The sequence below is a fragment of the Phenylobacterium sp. genome, assembly GCF_030645195.1.
GTDB lineage: Bacteria > Pseudomonadota > Alphaproteobacteria > Caulobacterales > Caulobacteraceae > Phenylobacterium.
The window spans coordinates 17,326-28,127 of the sequence record NZ_JAUSLW010000189.1; the positions used below are offsets into that span (position 1 = coordinate 17,326).

The 10,802-nt window shown below is 68.7% G+C and carries 12 protein-coding genes; 7 read left to right on the forward strand and 5 right to left on the reverse strand.

The genetic code is table 11. The annotated features are described in order from the left end of the window. Positions 1-849 carry a pantoate--beta-alanine ligase gene (panC, locus tag Q7T09_RS15970; RefSeq protein ID WP_304701017.1) on the reverse strand — a complete coding sequence of 283 codons (849 nt, stop codon included), beginning with the start codon at positions 847-849 and terminating at the stop codon, positions 1-3. Between the two features lie 177 nt (positions 850-1,026). Between panC and Q7T09_RS15975 the strand changes: the two genes are divergently transcribed. Together Q7T09_RS15975 and Q7T09_RS15980 are read left to right on the forward strand one after the other, a co-directional pair. Beyond that, a complete protein-coding gene (locus tag Q7T09_RS15975; protein WP_304701019.1) occupies positions 1,027-1,845 on the forward strand; it encodes a division plane positioning ATPase MipZ in 819 nt (272 codons plus the stop codon). Next, positions 1,845-2,264, forward strand: a complete 420-nt coding sequence (locus Q7T09_RS15980; RefSeq protein WP_304701021.1) for a DnaJ domain-containing protein — start codon at positions 1,845-1,847, stop codon at positions 2,262-2,264. Before Q7T09_RS15975 ends, Q7T09_RS15980 begins: the two co-directional genes overlap by 1 nt. 5 nt (positions 2,265-2,269) lie before the next feature. On the opposite strand, the gene Q7T09_RS15985 is transcribed toward Q7T09_RS15980, so the two are convergent. Further along, a complete protein-coding gene (locus Q7T09_RS15985; RefSeq protein ID WP_304701023.1) occupies positions 2,270-3,598 on the reverse strand; it encodes a D-alanyl-D-alanine carboxypeptidase in 1,329 nt (442 codons plus the stop codon). A gap of 297 nt (positions 3,599-3,895) precedes the next feature. Here Q7T09_RS15985 and Q7T09_RS15990 point away from each other — a divergent pair, with 297 nt between their 5' ends. From Q7T09_RS15990 to Q7T09_RS16005, 4 genes are all read left to right on the forward strand, one after another. Beyond that, positions 3,896-4,330 (forward strand): phasin family protein, encoded by a 435-nt coding sequence (locus Q7T09_RS15990; RefSeq protein ID WP_304701024.1) that lies wholly within the window; start codon positions 3,896-3,898, stop codon positions 4,328-4,330. Between the two features lie 142 nt (positions 4,331-4,472). Next, positions 4,473-4,934, forward strand: coding sequence for a RidA family protein (locus Q7T09_RS15995; protein WP_304701025.1), 462 nt, complete (start codon positions 4,473-4,475; stop codon positions 4,932-4,934). Then, positions 4,931-5,692, forward strand: a complete 762-nt coding sequence (locus tag Q7T09_RS16000) for a glycerophosphodiester phosphodiesterase family protein (protein WP_304701026.1) — start codon at positions 4,931-4,933, stop codon at positions 5,690-5,692. Before Q7T09_RS15995 ends, Q7T09_RS16000 begins: the two co-directional genes overlap by 4 nt. Beyond that, positions 5,689-6,852, forward strand: coding sequence for a GNAT family N-acetyltransferase (locus Q7T09_RS16005; RefSeq protein WP_304701027.1), 1,164 nt, complete (start codon positions 5,689-5,691; stop codon positions 6,850-6,852). The genes Q7T09_RS16000 and Q7T09_RS16005 overlap by 4 nt, the downstream gene beginning before the upstream one ends. Here the strand turns inward: Q7T09_RS16005 and Q7T09_RS16010 are convergent. Both Q7T09_RS16010 and Q7T09_RS16015 read right to left on the reverse strand, forming a co-directional pair. Then, complete coding sequence (locus Q7T09_RS16010; RefSeq protein WP_370689269.1) at positions 6,849-9,167, reverse strand: TonB-dependent receptor; 2,319 nt, start codon at positions 9,165-9,167, stop codon at positions 6,849-6,851. The genes Q7T09_RS16005 and Q7T09_RS16010 overlap by 4 nt on opposite strands. 143 nt (positions 9,168-9,310) lie before the next feature. Further along, a complete protein-coding gene (locus Q7T09_RS16015; protein ID WP_304701029.1) occupies positions 9,311-9,901 on the reverse strand; it encodes a DUF5655 domain-containing protein in 591 nt (196 codons plus the stop codon). A gap of 49 nt (positions 9,902-9,950) precedes the next feature. Between Q7T09_RS16015 and Q7T09_RS16020 the strand changes: the two genes are divergently transcribed. Continuing rightward, on the forward strand, positions 9,951-10,388 hold the full coding sequence (locus tag Q7T09_RS16020) for an HIT family protein (RefSeq protein WP_304701030.1): 438 nt from the start codon (positions 9,951-9,953) through the stop codon (positions 10,386-10,388). A 6-nt stretch (positions 10,389-10,394) separates the two neighbouring features. On the opposite strand, the gene Q7T09_RS16025 is transcribed toward Q7T09_RS16020, so the two are convergent. After that, positions 10,395-10,802, reverse strand: a 408-nt coding sequence (locus tag Q7T09_RS16025; protein WP_304701031.1) for a response regulator, incomplete at its 5' end; no start/stop codon positions are given.

The window sequence follows — 10,802 nt, forward strand, 5'->3', positions numbered from 1 at the left end:
CTAGACGGCCATGTTGTCGATCAGGCGGGTCTTGCCCAGGACCGCGGCGGCCAGGATGCGGGCGGGCCCCACCAGCGGTCCAGGCCCCAGGTGCGCCAGGCTGGCGGCGTCGCGGACCTCGAAATAGTCGATCCGGCCAAAGCCCGCCCGCTCCAGGGCCGCGCGGCCCGTGGCCTCCACCCGCTCGACGGGCGTCCCCTTGCGCAGGCGCTCGATGGCGTCGGTAAGGGCTGTGGCCAGGCTGGGGGCGATCTCGCGCTCGGCGGACGTCAGATAGGCGTTGCGGGAGGACAGGGCCAGGCCGTCCGGTGCGCGGGCGGTGGGGGCGCCGATCACCTCCACCGGGATGTTCAGGTCGGCCACCAGGCGCTTGATCACCTGGAGCTGCTGGTAGTCCTTCTCGCCGAACACCGCGACGTCGGGGCCGCATTGCAGCAGCAACTTGCTCACCACGGTGGCGACGCCCGCGAAGTGACCTGGCCGCGCCGCCCCGTCCAGGGGCTCGGAGACGCCGGCCACGGTGACGGTGGTGGAGAAGCCCGGTGCGTACATCTCGGCCACGGTGGGGGCGAACAGCAGGTCGCACCCGGCCCCCTCCAGCAGGGCGGCGTCCCGGGCCTCGTCGCGGGGATAGGCGTCGAAGTCCTCGTGCGGCGCGAACTGGGTCGGATTGACGAAGACGCTGGCCACCGCGCGCCGCGCCCGGCTCTTGGCCAAGGTCACCAGGGACAGGTGGCCCTCGTGCAGCGCCCCCATTGTGGGAACCAGGCCGACGGTTTCGCCGCCGGCCCTCCAGGCGGCCACCTGGGCGCGCAGGTCGGCCACGGTGCGGACGATGGCGAGGGGCATGGGGGAGGCTCCGTCTGCGTAGGCGGGCCGCTTATGGCGTGGCCGGCGCCCGGCGTCCATCCGTCCACAGGCCGCGACGCCAGGCGCGTTGACGGGGCAGGGGGCGGGGGCTCACCTGTTAACCAATCGAATCAGCGCAACGACGCTGGCTGAGATGGTGTGGAGTTTTAGAGAACCATGTCCCAACCCAAGGTCATTGTGGTCGGCAACGAGAAGGGCGGCGCGGGCAAGTCGACGCTCGCCATCCATATCGCCACGGCCCTGCTGCACTCCAAGGCCCGCGTCTCGGTGCTGGACCTCGACCTGCGCCAGCAGTCCATGGGCCACTTCTTCGCCAACCGCGCGGCCTGGCTGGCCGCCAATGGCGTCAGCGCGCCCATGCCCATCGAGCACCCTCTGAGCGCCGATCTCGCCAAGGCCTCGGACGAGGAGGCCCTGGGCCGTTTCGAAGAGGCCTTCGCCGCCGCCGAGGGCGCCGACTTCGTGCTGATCGACACGCCCGGCGGCGACACCGCCGTCAGCCGCGCCGCCCACGGCCGGGCCGACCTGATCGTCACCCCGATGAACGACAGCTTCGTGGACTTCGACATGCTGGGCATCGTCGATCCGGTGACCCTCGATCTGAAGCGCCCCAGCCTCTATTCCGAGACTGTCTGGAACAGCCGCAAGATCCGCGCGGCGGCCTCGGGCCAGTCCATCGACTGGATCGTCCTGCGCAATCGCCTGGCCCCCACCGAGGCCCGCAACCGCAAGCGCGTCGACGAGCGGGTCCAGGCCTTGTCGCGCCGGGTCGGCTTCCGCGTCGGCCCCGGCCTGCGCGACCGGGTGATCTATCGCGAACTTTTCCCTTTTGGCCTGACCATCGCCGACCTGTCGCCCACCATCCGTCCGGTGGCCATGAGCCTGCAGCACGTGGCCGCCCGCCAGGAGCTGCGCGCCCTGGTGGGCTCGCTCGGCCTGGGTGAGATGGGCGACGAGCTGATGGCCGCCCAGTAGTGACCTATATCGCCCTCGGCTGCCTGGTTCTGGCGCTGCTGCTGTGGGCGAACGGCGGTAAGTCGATTCTCAAGCGCCGGGAGTGGCGCTTCATCTCGGGCGGTTTTGCGGTCGCAGCCTTCGCAGGCGCCGCCTATGTCGGCCTGCGGGGCAGCTGGGGATCGGCCATCGTCCTGGCTGTGCTGGGCCTTGGCCTGGCGGTCTCCACCCGGCGAACGGGCGCGCCGGCGCCAAGCCGTGGCGGAGCCATGGGCGAGGCCGAGGCCCGCTCGATCCTCGGGGTGGGGCCTGAGGCGTCGGCCGAGGAGGTCCAGGCGGCCTATAACCGGCTGATGCGCCTGGCCCATCCCGACAAGGGGGGGACAGATGGCCTGGCCGCCCAGCTCAACGCCGCGCGGGACAAACTCACTCGAAGGTGAGGGCCTCAGCCCGGCTTGACGACCATGCAGGGCACCTTCTTGGCCTTCAGGGCGCCGCAGGCGTCCTTGGCCGAGGCTTCGGTGAAGCCCTTGAAGCGGGCGCGGTAGGTGCCGCCGATGGAGTCTGCGTCGCCGTCGGCCTTGCCGAAGTGCTTGCCGAACCGCTTCTCCACCAAGGCCAGCTGCTCCTTGGCGAGCGACTTGGACTTGAAGGCGCCGACCTGGACGATCCACTTGCCGGCCGGCTTCTTGTCTTCCTTATCCGCCTTCTTCCTGTCGGCCGTTTGCGAGCCGCGCAGCGCGCTGTGGGTCGGCGCCACGAAGTCGTTGCTGGAGAAGGCGGCGGGCGGGGGCGCCGAGGCCAGGACGATCTTCAGACCGTCCTGCTCGCCGTCGCCTTGTTCGACCGAGGGGCGCTCGATGGGGCCGACGGGCTCGGGCTCGAACAGGTTCTGGGCGATGGTGATGTTCTCGCCGCGGGCGCGGCGGCTCATCACGTCGAAGCCGGTGAGCAGCAGGTCCTCGGCGTTGTTGTTGCGCTTGGCCGTGGAGGGCGCGCCCAGCACGACGGCGATCAGCCGTCGGTTGTCGCGCACGGCCGAGACCGCGATGTTGTAGCCCGAGGCGTTGGTGTAGCCGGTCTTCAGCCCGTCCACCCCGGGCATGGCGCCCAGCAGGCCGTTGTGATTGTTCATCGGCGTGCCGCGGAAGGTGAACCGCTGCTGGCTGAACAGCCGATAGTATTGCGGATAGTCGCGCATCACGGCGCGCGACAGGATGCCGATGTCGCGGGCGGTGGAGACCTGCCGGCTATCGGGCAAGCCCGATGCGTTCACGAAGCGGGTGTTGGCCATGCCCAGCTCCTGGGCGCGCAGGGTCATCATGGCCGCGAACCGGGCCTCGCTGCCGCCCAGCTTTTCGGCCAGGGCGACGGCGATGTCGTTGGCCGACTTGATGGCCAACGCCTGCATGGCCTCGTTGACGGTGAGGGACTCGCCGGGCGACAGGCCAAGCTTGGTAGGCGGCTGGGCCGCGGCGCGGGGCGAGATCATGATGGTGTCGTCGGGACGCAGCCGACCGGAGCTCAGGGCCTCGAAGGTGAGGTAGAGCGTCATGATCTTGGTGATCGAGGCCGGATAGCGAGGGCTGTCGGCGCGCTTGGCGTAGAGGACTTCCCCCGTCTTGGCGTCCACCACGATGGCCGCATACTTCGGCGCGCTGGTGGGCAGGGTCAGGTACGGAATCTGCGCCTGGGCGGGGGGCGCCAGCGGAGCGGCGGCCGTCAGGACGGCGGCGCCAAGGGCGAGAAACAGGCGGCGGGCGCGCTCGAACATACGGTTCGTCCGTCGAATCAAAAGGTTGAGACGACCCCCCAGGTCGCCATACTGAAATCCTATCATGACACCTCGGAGCTTGCGCGAGGGTAAACACCTCTTGAGCGAGCCGTTTTGTCGCGCCGCCCGATATGCGGGCATACGGAACACTCGCCTCAATGGCGATTGTGCAGTGCAACAAAGTCGCTTGACTGCTGCACTGCAACATGAGAAATAGCCTTCGAGATCAAAAAGCCGCAACGCCCGAGTGGTGCGACGCGGCAAAGCCCGTCAACCACGTTCCAGGAGTTTCCTCCCATGGCCGCCGCCGAAACCGTCAAGAATACCGTCGAGCAGTTCACCACCGCCGGCAACGCCGCCTTCAAGGACGCCATCGAAAAATCCCTGGCTGGCCTCGCTGACGCCAACGCCCACTCCAAGAAGAACCTGGAGGCCGTCATCGCCTCGGTGACCGCCGCCACCAAGGGCGCTGAAGCCCTCGGCGCCCAGGCGACCGCCTATTCCAAGAAGGCCGTCGAAGCCAACGTCGCCGCCGCCAAGTCGCTGTCGGGCGCCAAGTCGATCCAGGAAGTGGTCGAGCTGCAAACCAGCTTCGCCAAGTCCGCCCTGGAAACCTACATGGCCGAAATCGCCAAGATGGGCGAGATCGTCTCGGCCTCCATGAAGGACTCCATGAAGCCCCTCAACGAGCGCGTCACCGCCGCCGTCGAGAAGCTGCAGGCCGTCCGCTAAGCCTTCCAACAGTCCCTCCAGCCGCGCCTGCGTATTTGGCGCGGACCCTGCGAAGCCCCGGACCCGCAACGGTCCGGGGCTTTTCGTTTTTCAGGGCTTCGGTGGTTTCCCAGAGCCGTGAAACCGCGCTAGACCTTGGCTCATGTCACAGGTCGAAGATCGCTTGGCCGCGCAGGGGATCACCCTTCCGCAGCCTGTCGCCCCGGTCGCCAACTATGTCCCGTTCGTCCGGGTCGGCGCCCTTGTCCACATCTCGGGCCAGGTGTCCCTCGACGCCGGCGGCGGGGTGCGCGGGATCGTCGGCGAGGATGTCGATCTGGAGGCCGCCAAGGGCGCGGCCCGGCTGTGCGGGATCAACCTGATCGCCCAGATGCGCGCGGCCTGCGACGGCGACCTGGACCGGGTGGTCCGGGTGGTGAAGCTGGGCGGCTTTGTTCAGGCCGGCCCCGGCTTCTTCGAAATCCCCCAGGTGGTGAACGGCGCCTCCGACGTCATGGTCCTGGCCTTCGGCGATGCCGGCAAGCACGCCCGCTCGGCGGTGGGGGTCTACCGTCTGCCGATGAACTTCGCCGTGGAAGTCGACGCCGTGGTGGAAATCCGGTGAAGGACGCCCTCAAGCCCCAATTCGGCGAGGCCTGGGACTTCCTGTTCCATCCCCCCGTCGCCCACCGCGGCCTCTGGACGCCGGACGGCGCGCCGGAGAACTCCCTGGGCGCCTTCCAGGCCGCCTGCCAGGCCGGCTACGGCGTGGAGTTGGACGTCCACCTCTCGGCCGACGGCGAGGCGGTGGTGTTCCACGACTATTCGCTCAAGCGGATGACCGGGGCCGAGGGCCGCATCAAGGACCGCACCGTGGCCGAACTGGCCGAGCTGCGGCTCAAGGACACCGACGAGCGCATCCCGACCCTGATGGAGACCCTGGCCCTGATCGGCCACCGGGCCATGGTCCATGTGGAGCTCAAGACCCCCTTCGGCGAGGTCGGGCCCCTGGAGCAGCGGGTTCACGAGATCCTCATCGACCATGCCGGCCCCACCTGCGTGATCGGCTTCAATCCCTATTCCCACGCCTGGTTCGCCGACCGGTTCCCCGGCGTGCTGCGCGGCCTGGACAGCTACGCCTGGGAAGACGACACCCCGCACCTGTCGGCCGAGCAGCGCAAGGCCTTCGCCCGGCTGGAGCAGATCTCCGTCGCCCGGCCGCACTTCCTGGCCATGAGCCTGGACACCGTCTCCAGCGACATCGTGGCCAAGCACCGCGCCGAGGGCATGCCCGTCGTCGCCTGGACGGTGCGCAAGCCCGAGCAGTGGGAGGCGATCAAGGAACACTGCGACAACCTGATCTTCGAGGGCTGGGCCGCGTGAGTTTGAAGGCGGCGGTCAAGGTCAGCCGCCGGATCGCCGAGATCGGGCGCGCGGGCTGGGACGCCTGCGCCGCCAACCCGGACTATGCCGCCAACCCCTTCGTCTCCTTCGACTTCCTGGACATCGCCGAGGAGGCCGGCTGCGCCGTGGAGCGCACCGGCTGGGGGCCGCAGCATCTGTCGGTGGAGGACGCCGAGGGTGTCGCCGCGGTCATGCCGCTCTATCTGAAGTCCCACAGCCAGGGCGAATACATCTTCGACCATAGCTGGGCCGAGGCCTATGAGCGGGCCGGCGGGCGCTACTATCCCAAGCTGCTGTCGGCCGCCCCGTTCACCCCGGCGACGGGCCCGCGTCTGCTGGTGCGTCCCGGCGTGGACCTCGACGCCGCCCGCAAGACCCTGCTGGGCGGGGCCGTCGCGCTCTGCGAGCGCTACGACGCCTCGTCCTTGCACATCAACTTCCCGAGCCCGAAGGAGTGGGCCTGGCTGGGGGCCCAGGGGCTCGCCCTGCGCGAGGGCCAGCAATACCATTGGGAGAACGCCGGCTACGCCGACTTCGAGGCCTTCCTCGCCGCCCTGTCCTCCGGCCGCCGCAAGACCATCCGCCGCGAGCGCCGCGACGCCCAGGGCGTGGTGGACATCGTGGCCCTGACTGGCGCCGATATCACCGAGGAACACTGGGACGCCTTCTACGCCTTCTACATGGACACCGGCTCGCGCAAGTGGGGCCGGCCCTATCTGAACCGGCTGTTCTTCTCCCTGCTGGGGGAGCGGATGGCCGACCGGGTGCTGCTGCTGATGGCCCGGCGGAACGGGCGCTGGGTGGCGGGCGCGCTGAACCTGATCGGCGGCGACTGCCTCTACGGCCGCAACTGGGGCTGCGTCGAGGACATCCCCTTCCTGCACTTCGAGCTCTGCTATTACCAGGCCATCGAATGGGCCATCGGCCGGGGCCTGGCCCGGGTCGAGGCCGGCGCCCAGGGCCAGCACAAGATCGCCCGCGGCTACCTGCCCAGTCCCGTCCACTCCGCCCACTATATCGCCGACCCCATGCTGCGGGGGCCGGTGGAGGACTTCGTCGCCCGCGAACGGGCGGCGGTGGAGGGCGAGATGGAGTGGCTGGCGGAAGAGTTCTCCCCCTTCCGCCAGGAACCTTCCTAGTACTTCAGGGTGAAGGCGACGCCGTAATAGCGCGGCTCGCCGGCGATAAAGGTGGCGATGCCGAAGGCGTCGCCGGTGTTGCCCGCGTCCTTGATGTAGTCCTGGTCCAGGGCGTTGGTGACGAAGGCCTCCACCGACCACGGACCCTCGGCGGGGGTGTAGCCGACCTTGAAGTTCAGCAGGCCGTAGGCCCCCTGTTTCTCGTCCTGGATCTTGTCGGCGGCCTGCAGGGCCGGCAGGTCGTTGTTGTTGTCGAAGAAGACTTCCGACTGCCAGGTGTAGCTCGGGGTGAAGGCGAAGGTCCCGCCCAGGGCCTGGTGGCTCAGCTTCGCGCCCACCGAGACCGTGTGGTCGGGGGCCAGGCGGAAGCTGTTGTCCTTGAACAGGCCGTTGCCGAACCGGGCGCGGTTGTAGCCATAGGTCCCGAAGAGCTCGAGATTGGCGGTCGGCTTGGCGGTGACCTGGCCCTCGAAGCCCGTGGCGCTGGCCTCGCCGGCGTTGGCCGAGACGATCTGGCCCGCGGCGTTGCGCACCGAGGTTTGGAAGTTGTCGTAAGCGTAGTGGTAGACCGAGCCCTCCAGGGACAGGCGACGGTCGAAGAGTTCGGTCTTCACCCCGCCCTCCAGGGAGTCGACCTGCTCGGCGGGCAGTTCGGAGAACCGCACGGGACCGCCGGGCGTCGTCGGCGCGGCCACCGCCAGCACCTTGGGCCGCCGGCCGCGGGCGTAGGAGGCCCACAGGCTGGTGTGGTCGTCGTAGCTGTAGCGGGCGACGGCGCGATAGGTCAGGCCACTGTCGGTGAAGCTCTTGGTCTCCACCCGGCCGCCGGCGGTGGGCTGCAGGAACAGGCCGCGCGCCAGGGCCGGGGTCGAGCCGGCCAGGACCGAGCCGCCATTCTCCAGCGCCGCGCCATAGCCGCTGGTCTTGTCGTCATAGGTGTAGCGCAGGCCCCCGGTTAGCTCAAGCTGGTCGGTGAGCCTGTAGGTGGCGTCGGCGAAGACGTCATAGGACGTGGTCTCGCCGACATTGCGGTAGGTCTCGCGGTGGACCGGCTTGAGCGCGGCGGGCGCCAGGGCGTTGATCATCGGCAGGGACAGGCCGCCGGGCCGGGGCATGGAGCCCAGCAGGGCATAGACCTTCTCGTTGAACTGCAGCGGCACCCGCTGATAGCCGTCTTCCCAGAAATAGCTGACCCCGGCGAAGGCGGTCAGGCGCTCGCCGCTGTCGTAGTTGAGCCGCAGTTCCTGGCTGGCCTCGCGGCCGTGGGCGTCCTCTGCGAAGACGAAGAGGGGCAGGGAGAAGCCGTCCGGATCGAAGACCTCCAGGCTGTCGAAGCGGCGATAGGCGCTGATGGACGACAGGCTCAAGGTGTCGCTGATCTCGTAGTCTACCAGGGCGGTGAGGCCCCGGACCGCGCGGTTCAGCCCTAGGTCCTTGCCGCCCTCGAAGCCGTCGGAGGAGGATAGGGCCGCGCCCGAATTGCGGCCGATGTCACCGATCCGGACGCCGCTGGTGGGGTCGGCGGGGGCGAAGGTCAGGGACTTGAAGGAGGTGCCGGTCGGCCGGTCCTGCTCGTAGTTGAAGATCAGGTCGGCGTTGAGCCGGTCGTTGGGCCGCCAGTTCAGGGTGACGCGGCCGGCGGCGGTGTCGGTGGAATTGAAATCGGGGCCACCCAGCAGGTTCTCCACAAAGCCGTCGCGCTTCTTCAGGCGACCGGCGACGCGGATCGCCAGGGTGTCGCTCACGGGCGCGTTCAGCATGCCCTCGAACATCACGTAGCCGTTGTTCCCGGCCTCGACCCTGGAGCGGGCGTCCCACTTGCTGGGGTCGGCCTTGGCCTGGACCAGGTTCACCGCCCCGATCAGGGCGCCGCGGCCGTAGAGGGTCGACTGCGGACCCTTGGCGATCTCCACCCGGGCCAGGTCGAACAGCTCGATATAGGAGCCCCGCGACTTGGAGATCGAGACGCCGTCCTGGAAGACCGAGACTCGCGGCTCGTTGGTGGCTTCGCCGGAGTCCGAGGTGATCCCGCGCATCACGAAGCCGGGATTGTTGGGGGACTGATTCTGCACCTCGAAACCGGGGACGTAGAGCGACAGCTCCTCGAACTCCTGGATGCCGTCTCGCTCCAACTGGTCGGCGCCGTAGGCGGTGATGGCGATCGGTACGTCCAGGGTCTTCTGCTCGCGCTTCTGGGCGGTGACGATCAGCTCCTCGACCTGAGCCGTGTCATCGGCGGCCTCGGCGAAGGCCGGGTTCGCTCCGACAAGAACGGCGGCCGCGCTGGCCAGCAGGAGTAGTTTGTGGTGCGACATGGACATTCCCCAACCTCGGTGAGGGGGCTGTCTAGGCGCCGCCGATGACAGTCAGGCGAAGGAGGTTTGACGTTAAGATGGCGCCATAAATACCTGCAAAAGCATCAGAAATTTTCGACCCAAGCGTCAAATCGGCCGTGGTGTCAGGACGCCTCCCAGGCCTGTTTGACCAGGGCTTTCAGCCGATCGTCCAAGTCGGCGGGCGAGGCGAGGGTGAGCTTCGACTTCAATCGCTCCGACCAGCCCTCCGCCTTCGGCGCCTCCAGTCGCGGGTCGGCTTCGGGGCTCACCGCCAGGCCCAGCACCACCTGGCCGCCCTTGATGGGCTTGGCGGAGGCGAACTGGAAATTGCGGGAGAAGCCGGTGAAGGCCTTGCGCTGGCCGGTGACGACGTCGGGCAGGGCGCTGGCCACCCGCTCGACGGCCTCCAGGATGGCGATCGCCTCCGGATCCTTCCACACCGCCGCCCGCAGCTTGACCGGTTCGTCCCAGGCCGAGCCGGTAGGGAAGGCCTGCGACATGACCAGGTTGGCGCGGTTCATGCCCAGGCCGTGGTGTTCCTTCATCCAGGCGATCCGGGTCATGGTCTTGGTTTCGGGGCAGGTCTTCGCGATGGCGACCCACGCGTCCAGGGTCTTGCCGCTGTCCTTCTCCAGGCTGGCCTGGGCGGTGGCGAACCACTTCTGCTGGCGTGGACTGAGGCCCCGCACATTGTCGGCGTCGGCGGTTCCCATGGGGACCTCCCTCTGTGCTAGGACGCTCCTGACATCAGAGGAGCGCGCCATGAGCTTGGACGGGACCTACGACGACGGCAACATCTTCGCCAAGATCCTGCGGGGCGAGATGCCCAGCGCCCGGGTGTTCGAGGACAGCCACGTCTACGCCTTCATGGACGTCTTCCCGCAGGCCCGCGGCCACACCCTGGTGATCCCCAAGCACTCCACCGCCCGCAACCTGCTGGAAGAGGAGCCCGAGGTCCTGGCGCCCCTGATCCTGGGGGTCCAGCGCGTCACCCGGGCCGTCCGCGCGGCGCTGAAGCCGGACGGCATCGTGGTCACCCAGTTCAATGGATCGACCGCCGGCCAGACCATCTACCACCTGCACTTCCACATCATCCCGCGCTGGGAGGGCCAGGCGCTGGGGCGGCATGGCGAAGGCGGCATGGCCGACCCCACGGAGCTGAAGGCCCTGGCCGACCAGATCGCCGCCCAGATCGCCTAGACCTTCTCAGGCCGAGGCGGCGTCGGTCCATTTCGGACCGTCGGCCGCCCGCCAGGGATGAAGGGCGGCGGCCACCAGCCGCTCCTGCTCGATAGGCTTGGCGAGGTGGGCGTTCATGCCGGCCGCCCGGCAGCGGGCCACGTCCTCGGGCAGGGTGGCCGCCGTCATCGCCACCACGGGGGTGTCGGCGCGGTCCCCCTCCAGGGCGCGGATCGCACGGCAGGCGGCGTTGCCGTCCATCACCGGCATGTGGATGTCCATGAAGACGACGTCGAAGGGGCGGCGGCGCACCGCCTCCACCGCCTGGGCGCCGTCGTCGGCGGTCTCGACATCAAACCCCGCGGCCATCAGCATCATCGAGGCCACCTGACGGTTCACCGGATGGTCGTCCACCACCAGGATGCGCCCGACGCC

Coding starts and splice junctions, on each gene's coding strand:
- Q7T09_RS16015 (WP_304701029.1), bottom strand. CDS start 9,901: ATGGGAACCGCCGACGCCGACAATGTGCGGGGCCTCAGTCCACGCCAG.
- Q7T09_RS15975 (WP_304701019.1), top strand. CDS start 1,027: ATGTCCCAACCCAAGGTCATTGTGGTCGGCAACGAGAAGGGCGGCGCG.
- Q7T09_RS16010 (WP_370689269.1), bottom strand. CDS start 9,167: ATGTCGCACCACAAACTACTCCTGCTGGCCAGCGCGGCCGCCGTTCTT.
- panC (WP_304701017.1), bottom strand. CDS start 849: ATGCCCCTCGCCATCGTCCGCACCGTGGCCGACCTGCGCGCCCAGGTG.
- Q7T09_RS16020 (WP_304701030.1), top strand. CDS start 9,951: ATGAGCTTGGACGGGACCTACGACGACGGCAACATCTTCGCCAAGATC.
- Q7T09_RS15995 (WP_304701025.1), top strand. CDS start 4,473: ATGTCACAGGTCGAAGATCGCTTGGCCGCGCAGGGGATCACCCTTCCG.
- Q7T09_RS15985 (WP_304701023.1), bottom strand. CDS start 3,598: ATGTTCGAGCGCGCCCGCCGCCTGTTTCTCGCCCTTGGCGCCGCCGTC.
- Q7T09_RS15990 (WP_304701024.1), top strand. CDS start 3,896: ATGGCCGCCGCCGAAACCGTCAAGAATACCGTCGAGCAGTTCACCACC.